General features: G+C 64.2%; 15 protein-coding genes and 1 tRNA gene. 11 read left to right on the top strand and 5 right to left on the bottom strand.

The window, feature by feature from the left end:
- Positions 1-33: 33 nt before the first annotated feature.
- Both RM96_RS30575 and RM96_RS30570 read right to left on the bottom strand, forming a co-directional pair.
- Positions 34-957 (bottom strand): DMT family transporter, encoded by a 924-nt coding sequence (locus tag RM96_RS30575; RefSeq protein ID WP_039015484.1) that lies wholly within the window; start codon positions 955-957, stop codon positions 34-36.
- A gap of 221 nt (positions 958-1,178) precedes the next feature.
- Positions 1,179-2,282 (bottom strand): aromatic ring-hydroxylating oxygenase subunit alpha, encoded by a 1,104-nt coding sequence (locus RM96_RS30570; RefSeq protein ID WP_039015483.1) that lies wholly within the window; start codon positions 2,280-2,282, stop codon positions 1,179-1,181.
- A 346-nt stretch (positions 2,283-2,628) separates the two neighbouring features.
- On the opposite strand from RM96_RS30570, the gene RM96_RS30565 reads away from it, so the two are divergent.
- From RM96_RS30565 to folE2, 4 genes are all read left to right on the top strand, one after another.
- Positions 2,629-2,919 carry an exodeoxyribonuclease VII small subunit gene (locus RM96_RS30565; protein WP_039015482.1) on the top strand — a complete coding sequence of 97 codons (291 nt, stop codon included), beginning with the start codon at positions 2,629-2,631 and terminating at the stop codon, positions 2,917-2,919.
- Complete coding sequence (locus RM96_RS30560) at positions 2,916-3,800, top strand: polyprenyl synthetase family protein (protein ID WP_039015481.1); 885 nt, start codon at positions 2,916-2,918, stop codon at positions 3,798-3,800. The genes RM96_RS30565 and RM96_RS30560 overlap by 4 nt, the downstream gene beginning before the upstream one ends.
- Positions 3,801-3,842: 42 nt before the next feature.
- A complete protein-coding gene (gene dxs, locus RM96_RS30555; protein ID WP_039015480.1) occupies positions 3,843-5,759 on the top strand; it encodes a 1-deoxy-D-xylulose-5-phosphate synthase in 1,917 nt (638 codons plus the stop codon).
- A 236-nt stretch (positions 5,760-5,995) separates the two neighbouring features.
- Positions 5,996-6,799, top strand: coding sequence for a GTP cyclohydrolase FolE2 (folE2, locus tag RM96_RS30550; RefSeq protein ID WP_039015479.1), 804 nt, complete (start codon positions 5,996-5,998; stop codon positions 6,797-6,799).
- A 68-nt stretch (positions 6,800-6,867) separates the two neighbouring features.
- Here the strand turns inward: folE2 and tsaD are convergent, their stop codons facing one another.
- Entirely contained in the window at positions 6,868-7,902 is a 1,035-nt protein-coding gene (gene tsaD, locus RM96_RS30545) for a tRNA (adenosine(37)-N6)-threonylcarbamoyltransferase complex transferase subunit TsaD (protein ID WP_039015478.1), read from the bottom strand.
- Between the two features lie 192 nt (positions 7,903-8,094).
- Here tsaD and RM96_RS30540 point away from each other — a divergent pair, with 192 nt between their 5' ends.
- From RM96_RS30540 to dnaG, 4 genes are all read left to right on the top strand, one after another.
- Complete coding sequence (locus RM96_RS30540; RefSeq protein WP_039015477.1) at positions 8,095-9,348, top strand: NAD(P)/FAD-dependent oxidoreductase; 1,254 nt, start codon at positions 8,095-8,097, stop codon at positions 9,346-9,348.
- Positions 9,349-9,457: 109 nt separating this feature from the next.
- On the top strand, positions 9,458-9,670 hold the full coding sequence (gene rpsU, locus RM96_RS30535) for a 30S ribosomal protein S21 (protein ID WP_039015476.1): 213 nt from the start codon (positions 9,458-9,460) through the stop codon (positions 9,668-9,670).
- 145 nt (positions 9,671-9,815) lie between these two features.
- Entirely contained in the window at positions 9,816-10,265 is a 450-nt protein-coding gene (locus tag RM96_RS30530) for a GatB/YqeY domain-containing protein (protein WP_039015475.1), read from the top strand.
- 193 nt (positions 10,266-10,458) lie between these two features.
- On the top strand, positions 10,459-12,270 hold the full coding sequence (dnaG, locus tag RM96_RS30525) for a DNA primase (protein ID WP_039015474.1): 1,812 nt from the start codon (positions 10,459-10,461) through the stop codon (positions 12,268-12,270).
- Between the two features lie 93 nt (positions 12,271-12,363).
- Here dnaG and RM96_RS39580 read toward each other — a convergent pair whose 3' ends face one another.
- On the bottom strand, positions 12,364-12,759 hold the full coding sequence (locus tag RM96_RS39580; protein ID WP_238587476.1) for a hypothetical protein: 396 nt from the start codon (positions 12,757-12,759) through the stop codon (positions 12,364-12,366).
- 211 nt (positions 12,760-12,970) lie between these two features.
- Here RM96_RS39580 and rpoD point away from each other — a divergent pair, with 211 nt between their 5' ends.
- Together rpoD and RM96_RS30510 are read left to right on the top strand one after the other, a co-directional pair.
- Positions 12,971-15,022 carry an RNA polymerase sigma factor RpoD gene (rpoD, locus tag RM96_RS30515; protein WP_443112289.1) on the top strand — a complete coding sequence of 684 codons (2,052 nt, stop codon included), beginning with the start codon at positions 12,971-12,973 and terminating at the stop codon, positions 15,020-15,022.
- Between the two features lie 10 nt (positions 15,023-15,032).
- Positions 15,033-15,111, top strand: a tRNA-Ile gene (locus RM96_RS30510).
- Between the two features lie 67 nt (positions 15,112-15,178).
- On the opposite strand, the gene RM96_RS39575 is transcribed toward RM96_RS30510, so the two are convergent.
- On the bottom strand, positions 15,179-15,328 hold the full coding sequence (locus RM96_RS39575; RefSeq protein ID WP_193752555.1) for a hypothetical protein: 150 nt from the start codon (positions 15,326-15,328) through the stop codon (positions 15,179-15,181).
- A 352-nt stretch (positions 15,329-15,680) separates the two neighbouring features.
- On the opposite strand from RM96_RS39575, the gene RM96_RS30505 reads away from it, so the two are divergent.
- Positions 15,681-16,034 (top strand): DUF1428 domain-containing protein, encoded by a 354-nt coding sequence (locus RM96_RS30505; RefSeq protein ID WP_039015471.1) that lies wholly within the window; start codon positions 15,681-15,683, stop codon positions 16,032-16,034.
- Positions 16,035-16,621: the final 587 nt, after the last annotated feature.

Here is a 16,621-nt window from a genome sequence, read left to right as displayed (position 1 = left end):
TGATGTCTGCCAGTGAGAGGTGGGTTCCCAATGCTACACCTCGGGATGCACCTCCGCCTCCGGCGACTTGACCGGCGTGTCGGCGGTCGGCTTGTGGTGCGAGGTCTCGCGTGCGCGGGTCAGCGTGGTGGCGATGCCGCTGGCGATGATCAGCGCCATGCCAAGCCACGAAATCCAGTTGAGCTTGTCCGACCAGATCAGCATGCCCCAGATGCTGGAGAACACGATGCCGGCGTACTGCAGGTTTGCCGTCAGCAGCGTATTGCCGCGCTTGTAGGCCCGCGTCATGGAGGTCTGCCCGAGCGTTGCCAGGATGCCGATCGCAACCAGCAGGCCGGCGCCATGCCAGGTGTGGGGGCTCGGGCCCGAGTAGAGCATCCAGGCCAGGCCAACGACCATCCCGACCGCCGAGAAGTAGAACACGATGCGGCCTTCCGGTTCGCCGAGCTGGCCCAGCTGGCGCACTTCCACATAGGCCAGTGCAGTGAACATGCCGGAAATCAGCCCGATCAGGCCGCCGGTCAGCTGGTCCTTGCCCACCGAAGGTTGCAGCAGGAGCAGGACGCCGGCAAACGACATCAGGATGGCGCCGATCAGCTTGCGGTCCGCTGGCCCGGCGGTGCCCGCCAGCGCGGCGCCGGCGCCGAGGATCAGCGCGATCCAGACCGGCGACATGTAATTGAGCGTCATCGCCGTGGCCAGCGGCAACAGCGTGATCGAGGTGAACCACAACAGCAGTGCCGTCACGCCGAACAGGCTGCGCTTGATGTGCGTGACCATGTGGGGGGTGCGCACCGAGACCCCGCCATGGGCCAGCAAGGCCCACATGATGGCCACGCCGATCACGCTGCGGTAGAAGACGATTTCACCCGTGGTGTAGAACTCGGATGCGAGCTTGACGCCCACCCCCATCAACGAAAACGAGAAGGCGGCGAACAGCATCCAGAGCGATTGCATGGCGAGGGCGGAACCGGGAGGTAGAGAGTGCGCGCGAGCACGACTTCATCAGGGCGCGGCCCTGCGTCGCGGAACGGAGGCGCAGGCAATATGGACAATATGGCCGGCACCGGACAGCAATTGTAACTTTGCGTGCGCGTCACATTAACGCAAAACGGACCGCACGCGGTCCGTTTCTTCCCGTGGTGTGCGGTAATCGCACGCGGCCTCGCTCTGCAGCCTCAGCCCGTATAGGCCATGGCGCGGCGATACCACTCGTGAAAGTGCTGCATCCCGTCTTCCATCGGCGACTGGTACGGGCCGACTTCGCTGGTGCCGCGCCTGAGCAGGGCCAGGCGGCCGGCGTCCATGCGCTCGGCGATCTCGTCGTCCTCGATGCAGGTTTCCATATAGGCGGCGCGTTCGGCCTCGACGAATTCGCGCTCGAACAGCGCGATTTCCTCGGGGTAGTAGAACTCCACCACATTGCGTGTCTTGCGCGGGCCCACCGGGTGCAGTGTCGAGATCACCAGCACGTTCGGGTACCACTCCACCATGATATTGGGGTAGTAGGTCAGCCAGATCGCGCCGTGCTTGGGCAGCACGCCGTTGTTGAAGCGCAGCACGGCGTCATGCCACTTCTCGTATGTCTGGCTGCCGGGGCGCTTCAGGCCCGCGTGCAGGCCGACCGTCTGGACGCTGTGCCACTCGCCGAATTCCCACTTCAGGTCGTCGCAGGACACGAAGCTGCCCAGGCCCGGGTGGAACGGCACGACGTGGTAGTCCTCCAGGTAGACCTCAATGAAGGTCTTCCAGTTGTACTCGCACTCGTGGACCTCGACGTGGTCGAGCATGTAGCCGTCGAAGTTCAGGTCTGAGGCCACGCCAAGCCTTGCGAGGTCGGCGCGTACGTCGCGCTCGCCATCGAACAGCAGGCCGTTCCAGTTCTGGAGCGGCGAGCGCTTCAGGTGCAGGCAGGGTTGCTCGTCGAAATGCGGCGCGCCGAGCAGTTGGCCCTTCAGGTCGTAGGTCCAGCGGTGCAGGGGGCAGACGATGTTCTTCGCGTTGCCGCGGCCGTTCAGCATGATGGCCTGGCGGTGGCGGCAGACGTTGGACATGAGTTCCACGCCGCTCGCGTTGCGCACCAGGATCCGGCCCTCGTCCTCCGCCTTCAGGGTGTGGTAGTCGCCTGCCTCCGGCACCATCAGCTCGTGGCCGATGTAGCCCGGGCCCTTCTTGAACAGCAGTTCCAGTTCTTGTTGATGCAGCGCCTCGTCGAAATAGACGTCAACGGGCAGTTGCGTATCAGCCGGCGCCAGCTTGAGCGCGGTGCTGAGATTGGACATTATCCCCACTCCCAGATAACAGGTGAAAGCAGTGAACAACCCAACCATCGAAAAATAAATCGATTTGGGAAAGACTGTCAGGCGCCCCTTGGGCATTGCGCTGACGAACCGGGGATTGTACCCGACCCAAAAAGTTAAGGGCCTGATTTTTTTGCCTTTTTAGCGAAAAAGTCGACCCGGGTCGTCTTCTGGGTGCCGTACCGGGCGCATTCCGAATGACGACCCGAGCGCACAAGTCACTTCTGTGGGCCGCGCGTCGTCAAGTGACCCTTTCGCTTAGTGGCAGGATGCGGCCGGGCGCCTGCTTTGGCGTAAAATCCGGGGTTCCCCTGTTCCAAGGCCTGACATGCCCAAAACGACGACCGACCCGGTCCAGACTGACGACACCGCAGCCGCCTCCACGCCCCCCGCCTCCTACGAGGCCGCGATGGCCGAGCTGGAAACCCTGGTGGCGAGCATGGAAAGCGGCGAGCTGCCGCTGGAAGCGTCGCTGGCCGCCTACCGCCGTGGCGCCGAGCTGGTGCGCTACTGCCAGCAGAAGCTGGAGCGGGTCGAGCAGCAGGTGAAGGTACTGGAAGGCGACGTGCTCAGGCCGCTGGCCGGCGAGAATGGTTCGAACGGGGTGGATCAGGAATGACCGATTTCGCAAGCTGGATGAAGGCGCAGGGCGCCCGGACCGAGGCTGCCCTGGAAGCAGCGTTGCCGAATTCCAACACTGTGCCGCATACTCTGCACGAAGCCATGCGTTATGCTGTTCTCGGCGGTGGCAAGCGGGTGCGCCCGCTGCTGGTCCACGCAGCCGGCGAGGTGGCCGGCGCGGACCCAGCGGCCTGCGATGCGGCCGCCAGCGCGGTGGAGATGATCCACGCCTACTCGCTGGTGCATGACGACATGCCCTGCATGGACGACGACGACCTGCGGCGCGGGCGGCCTACTGTGCACAAGGCCTACGACGAGGCGACCGCGCTGCTGGTGGGCGATGCGCTGCAGACCCAGGCCTTCATCGTGCTGGCCCAGGCCGGCGCGATCGCGGCCGAGGCCCGCCTGAAGCTGGTGGCCGAGCTGGCGCTGGCCTCGGGCTCGGTAGGCATGGCAGGCGGCCAGGCGATCGACCTGCAGAACGTTGGCAAGGCCATGTCGCGGGACGCGCTGGAAGCCATGCATCGCATGAAAACCGGTGCCCTGTTGCGCGCAAGCGTCCGCATGGGTGCACTATGTGGTGAAATCGATGCCGGCGGCCTGGCTGCGCTGGATCGCTATGCGGCGGCGGTGGGATTGGCGTTCCAGGTGGTTGACGATATTCTGGACGTCACTGCCGATACCGCCACATTGGGCAAGACGGCCGGCAAGGATGCCGCCCACGACAAGCCGACCTACGTCTCGCTCATGGGGCTGGACGCGGCACGCGAGCTGGCAGCCGGCCTGCGCACGACGGCACACGAGGCACTGGGCGGCTTCGGCGCCCGTGCCACCCGCCTGGCTGAACTGGCGGACCTGATCGTGCTGCGCACACACTGAACTGAAAGCCGGGCGCAAGAAACCGGCGGCCGAACGGACATCATGACCTACGCACTCCTCAACAAGATTGACGCCCCCGCAGACCTGCGCAAGCTTGACCGGCGCGAACTCCAGACCCTGGCAGGGGAACTGCGCGCCTATGTGCTCGAGTCAGTTTCGCAAACCGGCGGCCACTTGTCGTCGAACCTCGGTACGGTCGAGCTGACCATCGCGCTGCACTACGCCTTTAATACTCCTTCGGATCGCGTGGTCTGGGACGTGGGCCACCAGAGCTATCCGCACAAGATCCTGACCGGCCGCCGCGACCGCATGAATACCCTGCGTCAGTGGGGCGGCATCTCGGGCTTCCCGCGCCGCAGCGAGAGCGAGTACGACACCTTCGGTACCGCCCATTCGTCGACCTCGATCTCGGCCGCGCTGGGCATGGCGCTGGGTGCGCGCACGCTGGGCGAGAAGCGCGTGTCGATCGCCGTGATCGGCGACGGTGCCATGACCGCCGGCATGGCCTTCGAGGCGATGAACAACGCTGGTGTCTACAAGGACCTGCCGCTGGTGGTGATCCTGAACGACAACGACATGTCGATCTCGCCGCCGGTCGGCGCGTTGAACCGTCACCTGGCCCGCCTGATGAGCGGCCAGTTCTATGCGGCCACCAAGAAGGGCATCGAAAAGGTGCTGTCGGTGGCGCCGCCGGTGCTGGAGTTTGCCAAGCGCTTCGAAGAACATGCCAAGGGCATGATGGTGCCGGCCACGATGTTCGAGGAATTCGGCTTCAACTACATCGGCCCGATCGACGGCCATGACCTGAACTCGCTGGTGCCGACGCTGCAGAACATCCGCCAGCGCGCCCTGGAAGGCGCCGGTCCGCAGTTCCTGCACGTGGTGACCAAGAAGGGCCAGGGCTACAAGCTGGCCGAGGCCGATCCGATCCTCTACCACGGCCCCGGCAAGTTCAACCCGGCCGAGGGCATCCGCCCGGCGGCCAAGCCGTCGCGCAAGACCTATACGCAGGTCTTCGGCGAATGGCTGTGCGACATGGCCGCGGCCGACAAGCGGCTGATCGGCGTGACGCCGGCCATGCGCGAAGGCTCGGGCATGGTCGAGTTCGAGAAGCGTTTTCCGGACCGCTACTACGACGTCGGCATCGCCGAACAGCACGCCGTCACGTTTGCCGGCGGCCTGGCTTGCGAAGGGCTGAAGCCGGTGGTCGCGATCTACTCGACCTTCCTGCAGCGTGGCTACGACCAGCTGATCCACGACGTGGCGCTGCAGAACCTCCCGGTGGTGTTCGCGCTCGACCGCGCCGGACTGGTCGGCGCGGACGGCGCCACCCATGCCGGTGCCTACGATATCGCCTACCTGCGCTGCATCCCCAACATGATGGTGATGACGCCGGCGGACGAGAACGAAACCCGCCAGTTGCTGACCACCGCCTTCCATCAGAATTGCCCGACTTCCGTGCGCTATCCGCGCGGCACCGGCCCGGGCGTGGCGATCGCCGCCGAGCTCACCGGCCTGCCGGTCGGAAAGGGCGAGATGCGCCGCACGGGCGGTGCTCGCGCCGGCCAGCGCGTGGCGTTCCTGGCGTTCGGTTCGATGCTGCATCCCGCGCTGGGCGCCGCAGAGGCGCTCGACGCGTCGGTGGCCAACATGCGCTTCGTCAAGCCGCTCGACGTGGAACTGGTCAGGAAGCTGGCTGGCAGTCACGACTACCTCGTCACGGTCGAAGAGGGCAGCGTGATGGGCGGCGCCGGCAGCGCGGTGCTCGAAGCGCTGTCGGAAGCCGGCATTGATATCCCGGTGCTGGTGCTGGGCCTGCCCGACCGCTTCGTCGATCATGGCGATCCCGCGTTCCTGCTGCAGCAATGCGGCCTGGATGCAGCGGGCATCGAGCGCTCGGTGCGCGAACGTTTCGGCCTGGGCCAGGCGCCCGTGGCAGTGGCAACGCGCGTAGCCTGAGGCGCCGGCGGGTGACTCGTATCACCCGCGGCGCGCAAGGGGATTCCGGGCCGAGGCAGACGGCCCGGTCCGAATTCCCTTAAACTCCCCCGTTTTGTGTTCGCAGCTGCGGGTCGGCATGAGGTTTGCCGGGTCCCGTGGTTTCACACTCGTTGCGCGGCATGGATGGACTGCGAAAATGCCGCGACCGTAAGGACCTGTGCCATCCCGTGGTGCAGCCCTGGAGGAAACCGTAGATGAATGACATCAATCCCGCCTTCGTGATGCCCGACGTCCAGTCGAGCCTCGACACCCGCCAGATCCCCATCCAGCGCGTCGGTGTCAAGGGCGTGCGCTATCCCGTCACCCTGAAGACCCCGACCGGCGTGGTGCCGACCGTGGGCACCTTCAGCCTCGACGTGCACCTGCCGGCCGACCAGAAGGGCACGCATATGTCGCGCTTCGTCGCGCTGCTCGAAGAAGAGCGCGCGCCGCTGGAGCTGGCGAGCTTCCGCCTGCTGCTGGACAAGATGCTGGAGAAGCTCGAAGCCGAGGCTGGCCGTATCGAAGTCACGTTCCCGTACTTCATCAGCAAGATCGCGCCGGTATCGGGCGTGCAGTCGCTGCTGGACTACGAAGTCACGCTGACGGGCGAAGTGCGCAACGGCGCGACGCGCGTGTTCCTGAAGGCGCTGGTGCCGGTGACCAGCCTGTGCCCGTGCTCGAAGAAAATCTCGCAGTACGGTGCGCACAACCAGCGTTCGCACATCACCATGAACGTGGAGCTGGCCAGTGAGCTGCCGGTGGAAGCGCTGGTGCGCATGGCAGAGGAAGAGGCATCGTGCGAGCTGTGGGGCCTGCTCAAGCGTCCGGACGAGAAGTTCGTCACCGAGCGCGCCTACGAGAACCCGAAGTTCGTGGAAGACCTGGTGCGCGACATCGCCATGCGGCTGAATGCCGATGACCGCATCGTGGCCTACGTGCTCGAAGCGGAGAACTTCGAGTCGATCCACAACCACAGTGCGTATGCCGTGATCGAGCGCGACAAGCGGATCGCCTGACGTCAGCGCGCCGCCAACGAAAAAGCCACCGCTTGACGGTGGCTTTTTCGTTTTTGCGGGCAGAAACGTCAGGCTGCAGATGGCAGCCGGATATCCGAAAGATCCCAGCGCGGTGTCACGCCATAGCCATAGCTGTGCTGCGCCAGTTCCGGTGCGGCCTGCAGGCGCATCGCGCCGGCAAAGGCGATCATCGCGCCGTTGTCGGTGCAGAAGGCCAGGTCCGGGTAGTAGACCTCGATCCTGCGCTGCTTGCCCAACAGGTCCAGCCGCTCGCGCAACTGCCGGTTGGCGCCCACGCCGCCGGCCACCACCAGCCGCTTGTGGCCGGTTTGCTTGAGCGCGGCCATCGACTTGGCTGCCAGCACGTCAACGATGGCATCCACGAAGGCGCGTGCCAGGTTGGCGCGGTCCTGCTCGCAGGTGTTGGCGAGCTTGCGCGTCTGCGTCAGCACCGCCGTCTTCAGGCCGGCGAACGAGAAATCGAGATTGCCCGAATGCAGCATCGGCCGCGGCAGTTCGAACGCGCCCGGAACGCCGAATTCCGCCAGCCGCGATACCTCCGGCCCACCCGGATAGCCCAGGCCGAGCAGCTTGGCGGTTTTGTCGAAGGCTTCGCCGGCGGCATCGTCGAGCGTTTCGCCCAGCAGGGCATAGTCGCCGATGCCCTTGACTTCCATCAGCTGGGTATGGCCGCCCGACACGAGCAATGCAATGAAGGGGAAGGGGGGCGGCTCGCGCGTCAGCAGCGGCGACAGCAGGTGGCCTTCCAGGTGGTGCACGCCCACCATCGGCACATTCAGTGCAAAGCCCAGTGCATTGGCGACCGAGGCGCCAACCAGCAGCGCGCCGGCTAGCCCCGGCCCTTGCGTAAAGGCAATGGCATCGATATCGGCGCGCGCGCGGCCGGCTTCGTCCAGCACCTGCTGCAGCAATGGCAGCACGCGGCGAATGTGGTCGCGCGAGGCCAGTTCGGGGACGACGCCACCGTAGTCGCGGTGCATGGCGACCTGCGAGTGCAGCGCATGCGCCAGCAGGCCGGCCTCGGTGTCATAGAGGGCCAGCCCGGTTTCGTCGCAGGAAGATTCGATACCGAGAACAAGCATTTGGCAGCGACATGGCAGCCGTCTCCATCAGGAAACAGCCGCCAAATCAGTAATTTACAGGAGGTTGGCGCGGGCTGCGGGGAGTGCCCCGGCGCAAGGGCAGCAGGGTAGCACACCGGCGCCCGGCCTGCTTTTCGTTACAATCGGCGCTTTCCTGAGCGGTGGATTGACGATGGCAGTACGAGGGGTGCAATGAGCGGTTCGGCTGGAACACGGGCGGCGGGACGGTACGACGTGGCCGTGCTGGGCGCGGGCGCGGCCGGCATGATGTGCGCCGCCGTGGCCGGGCAGGGCGGCGCCCACGTGGTGCTGATCGATCATGCCACGCGCCTGGCCGAGAAGATCCGCATCTCGGGTGGCGGACGCTGCAATTTCACCAATCTGCAGGCGGGTCCGGCGAACTATCTGTCGTCTAATCCGCACTTTTGCCGTTCCGCGCTCGCACGCTACACGCCGCAGGATTTCCTCGGCCTGATGCGGCGCTACGAGATCGACTGGCACGAGAAACATCGCGGCCAGTTGTTCTGCAATGACAGCGCGGAAGATGTCATCGCCATGCTGCGGGCGGAATGCGACACCGGGCACGTGCACTGGCAGACCGGTTGCAGCGTGGCCGAGGTGCGCCGGGAGGGCGAGGACTTCCTGCTGCTGACCTCCCAGGGGACGGTGCGCGCCGGAGCGCTGGTGGTGGCGACCGGCGGGCTTTCTATCCCCAAGATCGGCGCGACGGATTTTGGCTACCGCATCGCCAGGCAATTCGGGCTGGGGATTATCGAAACCCGCCCGGCGCTGGTGCCGCTGACTTTCGACGGCCAGGCCTGGCAGCCGTTCGTGCCGCTGGCGGGCGTATCGCTGGAAGTCGATATCACGACCGGCAATGGCAAGGCGGCCGGCGGGTTCCGCGAAGACCTGCTCTGGACCCATCGCGGCCTGTCCGGTCCGGCGGTGCTGCAGATTTCCAGTTTCTGGCGTCCCGGCACGCCCATCGCCATCGACCTGTTCGATGGCCAGGATGCGGCGGCGTGGCTGCTTGAGCAAAAGGCCGGCAGCCGCAAGCACCTGGACAACCTGCTGGCGCAGCGCCTCCCCGCGCGGCTGGCCGAGGCCTGGTGCGCGGGGTCCGGGGTGGACGGGAAGCTGCCGCTGCACGACATCTCCGACAAGGCCTTGCGCCGCCTGGGCGCGACGCTCAATGACTGGCGCCTGGTGCCGTCCGGGACGGAAGGCTATCGCAAGGCGGAAGTGACGCTAGGCGGCGTCGATACGCGTGGATTGTCGTCGACCACGATGATGGCGCGCGATGTGAAGAATCTCTACTTCATCGGCGAGGTCGTCGATGTGACCGGTTGGCTTGGCGGATACAACTTCCAATGGGCCTGGGCCTCTGCCGTGGCCGCCGGACAGGCCGCCGCCGAGGCGGCCCGCGAAGCGCACGCCGTGGCATAAACGAGACGTCCGGGGCGCCTGGTGAGCGTCGGCCGACTTTCGGAGCTTGGTGCTACAATTCCCAACTTCGTAAAACCGCTAACGTGCAGTTCCCTCTTTTTCTGCTCAAATGACGACGATCCGCCTCAAGGAAAACGAGCCTTTTGAAGTTGCCATGCGCCGGTTCAAGCGCACCATTGAAAAGAACGGCCTGATTACAGAATTGCGAGCGCGCGAGTTTTACGAGAAGCCGACGGCCGAGCGCAAGCGCAAGAAAGCCGCGGCGGAGAAGCGTCACTACAAGCGCATCCGCAGCCAGATGCTGCCGAAGAAGCTTTACTGATCGCGCCTCTCGCATCAGCATCGCAACCCGCTGTGGCAGGAGCTCCGGCGGGTTTTTGCGTTTTGGGCGTTTCGGGCTGTCCTCTCGTCGCGATGCGCTCGCGGCACGTCCGACACGTCCTTCACCCAGTTTCAGGAAGACTACGATGTCCCTCAAAGCCCGTATCAGCGAAGACATGAAAGCCGCCATGCGCGCCCGCGAAACCGAGCGCCTCGGCACCATTCGCCTGCTGCTGGCGGCCATCAAGCAGCGAGAAGTCGATGAGCGAATCGAGCTGGACGACACCGCCGTGCTCGCCGTGGTGGAAAAGCTGATCAAGCAGCGCAAGGACTCGATCTCGCAGTTCCAGGCCGCCGGACGCAACGATCTGGCCGACAAGGAACTGGCCGAAGTCGAAGTGCTGAAGGTCTATATGCCCGCCGCGCTGTCGGATGCCGAAGTGGCCGCCGAAGTGCAGCAGGCTGTGACGGACAGTGGTGCCACCGGCCCACAGGAGATGGGCAAGGTCATGGGCCTGCTCAAGGCGAGGCTCGCCGGCCGTGCCGACATGACGGCCGTATCCGCCCTGGTCAAGGCGGCGCTGACAGGTAAGTAAATACGGTTTTAATAGCGTAGTGCGAATATCGGCGCCAGATGAATGGGGTTGGGCGACGATGCGGGCAAAGCGGGCGTGTTGCTGCGCCTGCACTACAATGATTCGATAGCAACTGGGCGCAGCCCCGGTCACGCATTCTTAAAATATAGGCCGCCCGATGCCGGGACGGCCATGCCTCAGGACGGCCAGCCGGGTGATTCCGCAATCCTTCATTCAGGACCTGCTTAACCGTGTCGACATTGTCGATGTGGTGGGCAAGTATGTGCAGTTGAAGAAGGGCGGCGCCAATTTCATGGGGCTGTGCCCTTTCCATAACGAGAAATCCCCGTCATTTACGGTCTCACCAACCAAGCAGTTTTATCACTGCTTTGGCTGCGGCGCCCACGGCTCGGCCATCGGGTTCCTGATGGAGTATTCCGGGCAGTCCTATCCGGATGCCGTGCGTGAACTGGCGCAATCGGTCGGGTTGTCGGTGCCGGAAGAGCGCGACCGGCTGCCACCGGCCCAGCGCGCCGAACAGCAGGCCCGTTCACTGGCCCTGTCCGATGCCATGACCCGTGCCACCGATTTCTACCGCCGCCAGCTGCGGGGCGCGCCCCAGGCCATTCAGTACCTGAAGGGGCGGGGGCTGACAGGCGAGATTGCCGCGCATTTTGGCCTGGGCTATGCGCCGGACGACTGGCAGGGCCTGGAATCGGTGTTCGGCAGCTACCGCGACGATGCCATCGCCGGCCCATTGGTCGAGGCCGGGCTGCTGATCGAGAGCGACAAGCGCGATGCCGACGGCAAGCCGCGCCGCTATGACCGCTTCCGCGACCGGATCATGTTCCCGATCCGCAATACCAAGGGTGCGGTGATCGGCTTCGGCGGCCGCGTGATGGGGCAGGGCGAGCCGAAGTACCTGAATTCGCCGGAAACGCCTCTGTTCAGCAAGGGTACCGAGCTGTACGGGCTGTTCGAGGCACGCCATGCCATTCGGGAAACCGGCTACGTGCTGGTGGTCGAAGGGTATATGGACGTCGTGGCACTGGCGCAGCTCGGGTTTGCCAATGCGGTGGCCACGCTGGGCACCGCGTGCACGACCGTGCACGTGCAGAAGCTGATGCGCCAGACCGATGCCGTGGTGTTTTCGTTCGATGGCGATGCGGCCGGCCGCCGTGCGGCGCGCCGCGCGCTGGAGGCGTGCCTGCCGCATGTGGCCGACAACAAGGCGATCCGCTTCCTGTTCCTGCCCGCGGAGCATGACCCGGACAGCTATGTGCGCGAGGAAGGGACCGAGGCTTTCGCCGCGCAGGTTCGCGATGCCATGCCGCTATCGCGCTTCCTGCTCCAGGCGGTCACGGAGGACCTGGACATGCGGCAGCCCGAGGGCCGTGCGCGCGCCCAGTACGAGGCCAAGCCGCTGCTCCAGGCCATGCCTGCCGGCGGCCTGAGGCTACAGATCATCCGCGAACTTGCCGATGTTACCGGTACGACACCTGCGGAAATCGAAGCGATCTGCGGCTTGCGCAGCGATCCGGCCCGGGTTGGCCGCTTTGCCCAGCCGCGTCCGCGCACCAAGCGCCAGGCGCCAACCGGGCTGGAGCAGCGGGTGCTGCAGTTGCTGATGTGCTACCCGGTGCTGGCGGGCAGGCTCGATGAGGACAGCCGGATGCTTCTGTTGGAGGGCGAGGGTGGCGATACCGAGGTGCTGGCCCACCTGATCGGCGTCTGCGATGAAGTGCAGGGTGAAGTCAATTTTGCGGCGTTCAGCGAACATCTGGCGCAGTCGCCCTATGTGGAGGTGTACGCCGCGGCCCGGAGCGCCGTGCTGCGTGAAGAGATTGAAGAGGCACCCGCCACGCAGGAGTTCGATGCGGCCATTACCAAGCTGCTGGCCGAACCGCTGCGCCGCGAACTGGACAGCCTGCAGGCCGATGTGATCGCTGGTACCGCTGACGAGGCCGGCAAGCAGCGCATGCGCTGGCTGGTCGGTGAGATCCAGCGCCGTCGCCAATTGGGCTGAAGCGGCGAGGGCGTGCGCGCCCGTGCATTTGGAGGTGGCAGTAGCAGTTAATGAGGGGCTGAGCCGGCACTGCTGAGCTTAAGCCTTGATTTATCAGGTGAAAACCTCACCTGACAGGAAGCTGGCTATCTGTGGCGTGCTACAATAGCCGGTTTGGATTGCGAAATCTTTCTTCCCAGATCTGGTGAAAGTGAGCGTGCCAATGGCAAAGGCCAAAGCAACCGAAACGGTTTCCACGAAAGCTCCCCAATCAGGGAGCGGCAAGGCGTCTGTGAAAACAACGGCGGCGAAGACATCGACCGCGTCAGTCAAGACACCAGCCCGGTCTGCGCCATCAAAATCCGCGCGTAGCGCTACTGCGCCCGCCGGAACCACTCCCACCAGGAGTCGCACATCCGAAACGACAAAGGCCTCGACTTCGGCACGCGAGAGCGGCAAGAGCGCCAGTACCAGCGGCAAGGTTGCCGCGTCTGCACCAGTGAAAGGCAAGAGTATCACCGTGGCGAAACAGCAGAATACCGAAGTCGAGAGCAAGCGAGCGGCCGCCGCCGGCGCAAAGAGCGGAGGCGCCAAGACCGGCGCTGCCGCGCCCGCGTCCAAGGCACGTGCCGACACTCCCGCACCCGTTGCATCCGAGCGCCCCGCCGCTCCGGCAATCAAGCCGGAGCCGAAAAAGCGTGGCCGCAAGCCCAAGGCCGGGATGCAGCACGACGACAGCACCACAGACGACGTGACTGAAGAGCTTTACGAGAACGACATCCCCGCGGCGGCTCCGGCCGCGGCGCCCAAGACCGAAAAGCAGAAAGCCAAGGACCGCAAGGCCAAGGAAAAGGCCCTGCTCAAGGAATTCGCCTCGACCCAGCAAGGTACCGAGGAAGAGCTTGAACTGCGCCGCCAGAAGCTCAAGGCGCTGATCAAGCTGGGCAAGTCGCGCGGCTACCTGACCTACGCGGAAATCAACGATCACCTGCCGGACGACATGGTCGATTCGGAAACGATCGACACGCTGGTCGCGACGCTGAACGACATCGGCATCGCCGTCTACGAACAGGCGCCCGATGCCGAGACGCTGCTGCTGAACGACAACGCACCGTCGGCCACCAGCGAAGAGGAAGCCGAGGAAGAGGCCGAAGCCGCCCTGTCCACGGTGGACTCCGAGTTCGGCCGCACCACCGACCCGGTCCGCATGTACATGCGTGAAATGGGCACGGTCGAGCTGCTGACGCGCGAAGGCGAAATCGAGATCGCCAAGCGCATCGAAGCCGGCCTCAAGGACATGGTGATGGCGATTTCGGCTTGCCCGGTCACCATCTCCGAGATCCTGGCCCATGCCGAGCGCGTCGCCAACGACGAGATCAAGATCGACGAATTCGTCGATGGCCTGATCGACCCGAACGCCGACGAAGTGGCTGTGTCCCCGGCCGCTGCAGCCGCAGCAGCCGAAGAGGAAGACCTCGAGTCCGACGACGAGGAAGAGGCCGACGAGGACGAAGACGACGAAGGCGGTGCCGGCGCCGGTGCCTCCGCTCGCCAGCTGGAAGAGCTGAAGCAGAACGCCCTGGAAAAATTCCGCGTGATTGCCGAGCAGTTCGACAAGATGCGCCGCGCGTTCGAGAAGGAAGGCTACAACTCCAAGCCCTACGTCAAGGCGCAGGAAGCCATCCAGGCCGAGCTGATGGGCATCCGCTTCACCGCCCGCAATGTCGAGCGCCTGTGCGACACGCTGCGCGGCCAGGTGGACGAAGTGCGCAAGCTCGAGCGTTCGATCCTGAATATCGTGGTCGACAAGTGCGGCATGCCGCGCTCGGAATTCGTCGCCCGCTTCCCGGGCAACGAGACCAACCTTGAGTGGATCGGCACCGTGGTTGCCGACGGCAAGGGCTACAGCGCCATCGTCGAGCGCAACGTGCCGGCCGTGCATGAACTGCAGCAGAAGCTGATCGACCTGCAGTCGCGCGTGGTGCTGCCGCTGAAGGAACTGAAGGGCGTCAACCGCAAGATGGCCGAGGGCGAGCGTCGTGCCCGCGAAGCCAAGCGCGAGATGACCGAGGCCAACCTGCGCCTGGTGATCTCGATCGCCAAGAAGTACACCAACCGTGGCCTGCAGTTCCTCGACCTGATCCAGGAAGGCAACATCGGCCTGATGAAGGCGGTGGACAAGTTCGAATACCGCCGCGGCTACAAGTTCTCCACGTACGCCACGTGGTGGATCCGCCAGGCCATCACCCGTTCGATCGCCGACCAGGCGCGCACCATCCGTATCCCGGTGCACATGATCGAAACGATCAACAAGATGAACCGCATCTCGCGCCAGATCCTGCAGGAAACCGGTAATGAACCGGATCCGGCAACCCTGGCCGAGAAGATGGAGATGCCGGAAGACAAGATCCGCAAGATCATGAAGATCGCCAAAGAGCCGATCTCCATGGAAACGCCGATCGGTGACGACGACGACTCCCATCTGGGCGACTTTATCGAGGACACCAACACGCTGGCCCCGGCCGAAGCGGCGCTGCACGGTTCCATGCGCGACGTCGTCAAGGACGTGCTGGACTCGCTCACGCCGCGCGAAGCCAAGGTGCTGCGCATGCGTTTCGGCATCGAAATGAGCACCGACCACACGCTGGAAGAGGTCGGCAAGCAGTTCGACGTCACGCGTGAACGGATCCGCCAGATCGAGGCCAAGGCACTGCGCAAGCTGCGCCACCCGAGCCGCTCGGACAAGCTGAAGAGCTTCCTGGAAGGCAACTAAACGCTTCCATGGGCCTCTAGCTCATGCCTGGTTAGAGCAGCGGACTCATAATCCGTTGGTGCCGTGTTCGACTCACGGGAGGCCCACCAATGTAAAAAGGGACTGCAGGTTGATGCCTGCAGTCCCTTTTTCTTTTTCCGGCCGGTTCGTATCAAGCTACGCCTTGTGATGCAAAAGCCGGTTCCACCAATACTGGAACGGATGTTCATGAGTCGGATAGATCAGCGACTTGTGATAGAAGATCGCGCGAACCGCGAGCGCGTAGAGGGCGAAGACAACTAGCGCTACAAGGATCGAGGTGAGCATGAGGAACTCCCAAAAGCCTGGGGTGAATTCATTCTTCGGCTGGACTGGCCAGCTCGCTTTGGATCATGGTTTGTCCCAGTGACGAAGAGGTGGCACCTGGCAGGGTGTCCACGAGGCTGCCTTTCTCTTTCCATCTCTTAGCATAGGAAAGTTCACGCTTCCATGTGTCCTGTCCGGCTGTCGAGGTATGGAACGGGCGCCAGGCCAGATGTGGGCACCGCCATTGGCAATGTCGTGGCTCGCGGGCTTCCGGTGCGATTTTCGCGATGGAGTATGGTAGTCAGACGCAGGAACCGCACGGCAGTTGCCAGGACGCCGTCACCTGCGCCTCAACTAGCAAGGAGTTCGTCCTATGTCCTACATCGATGGATTTGTACTGGCCGTGCCCAAGGCCAATCGCGAGAGATACCGTGAGGTCGCGCAGAAGGCCTCGGCGGTGTTCAAGGAGCATGGTGCGCTGAAGGTGGTGGAGTGCTGGGGTGACGATGTGCCGGAAGGCAAGGTCACGTCCTTCACCATGGCGGTCCAGCGCAAAGAGGACGAGGCGGTGGTGTTTTCGTGGATCCTGTGGCCCTCGCGCCAGAAGCGGGATGAAGGCATGAAGGCCGCGATGGCCGATCCGCGCCTCAAGGAAGGGATGGATCCGATGCCCTTCGATGGGCAGCGGATGATATTCGGGGGCTTCGAGGTGATCGTCGATGCGTAGTTGGCGCCAGCGATGTCCCGCTGCATGGCGGGCACCGCCGGCGCCAGCTGACTGGCGTCAGAGCAGGTGGAAGACCATGCCTAGCGCGATGGCTCCGCCCAGCGTTTCTACCGCTGCGAGTGCAAGAAGATTCTTCAGCACGAAAGCTTCGTCTTTTTTTGTCACCATGGCCTGTCTCCGGTCAGTGGAACCACATTCGCAAGGCAGTCGACTGCAGCGACGCATCGCGTCTGGCGATCGGGGTTGCTGGTCGATGCAGTTCCAGTAGACCGCAATGCAGGGCTTGCCGGAAGCTGGCGAAAACCCGCTCGGCGGAAACCCGGATACCGCACATGGCGCGCAAAGGCGATGATTGACTGGCTATATCGGCGTACTTCCCGCGTTCAACGGCACAAGTGGCGCTGGTTTCTGCGGAACCCGCTAGATTGCACCGGGCGCTGTTGCGTCACCCCGCATTTGGGTGATGCCCGGCATTGCGAAATCCGACAAGATATTCTCGGGGCGAATCGAATGATTGCTCCGCTACCACTTCAGCCCCGCGACCTTCCCCGGCCTGCGGGGCTTTTCTCTTGGCGGTGCGGATACTG

Origin of the sequence: Cupriavidus sp. IDO, from assembly GCF_000812465.1 — a bacterium.
Lineage (GTDB): Bacteria > Pseudomonadota > Gammaproteobacteria > Burkholderiales > Burkholderiaceae > Cupriavidus.
The sequence above is the reverse complement of the archived record's forward strand: the minus strand, read 5'-3'. Positions and strand labels throughout refer to the sequence as shown.

What these genes read in the sequence shown, in the direction of transcription:
- dxs (WP_039015480.1), top strand. Translation starts at nt 3,843, where the DNA reads ATGACCTACGCACTCCTCAACAAGATTGACGCCCCCGCAGACCTGCGC.
- RM96_RS39575 (WP_193752555.1), bottom strand. Translation starts at nt 15,328, where the DNA reads ATGCTCACCTCGATCCTTGTAGCGCTAGTTGTCTTCGCCCTCTACGCG.
- RM96_RS30560 (WP_039015481.1), top strand. Translation starts at nt 2,916, where the DNA reads ATGACCGATTTCGCAAGCTGGATGAAGGCGCAGGGCGCCCGGACCGAG.
- folE2 (WP_039015479.1), top strand. Translation starts at nt 5,996, where the DNA reads ATGAATGACATCAATCCCGCCTTCGTGATGCCCGACGTCCAGTCGAGC.
- RM96_RS30565 (WP_039015482.1), top strand. Translation starts at nt 2,629, where the DNA reads ATGCCCAAAACGACGACCGACCCGGTCCAGACTGACGACACCGCAGCC.
- RM96_RS30570 (WP_039015483.1), bottom strand. Translation starts at nt 2,282, where the DNA reads ATGTCCAATCTCAGCACCGCGCTCAAGCTGGCGCCGGCTGATACGCAA.
- RM96_RS30530 (WP_039015475.1), top strand. Translation starts at nt 9,816, where the DNA reads ATGTCCCTCAAAGCCCGTATCAGCGAAGACATGAAAGCCGCCATGCGC.
- rpoD (WP_443112289.1), top strand. Translation starts at nt 12,971, where the DNA reads ATGCAGCACGACGACAGCACCACAGACGACGTGACTGAAGAGCTTTAC.
- tsaD (WP_039015478.1), bottom strand. Translation starts at nt 7,902, where the DNA reads ATGCTTGTTCTCGGTATCGAATCTTCCTGCGACGAAACCGGGCTGGCC.
- RM96_RS30540 (WP_039015477.1), top strand. Translation starts at nt 8,095, where the DNA reads ATGAGCGGTTCGGCTGGAACACGGGCGGCGGGACGGTACGACGTGGCC.
- RM96_RS30505 (WP_039015471.1), top strand. Translation starts at nt 15,681, where the DNA reads ATGTCCTACATCGATGGATTTGTACTGGCCGTGCCCAAGGCCAATCGC.
- rpsU (WP_039015476.1), top strand. Translation starts at nt 9,458, where the DNA reads ATGACGACGATCCGCCTCAAGGAAAACGAGCCTTTTGAAGTTGCCATG.
- RM96_RS30575 (WP_039015484.1), bottom strand. Translation starts at nt 957, where the DNA reads ATGCAATCGCTCTGGATGCTGTTCGCCGCCTTCTCGTTTTCGTTGATG.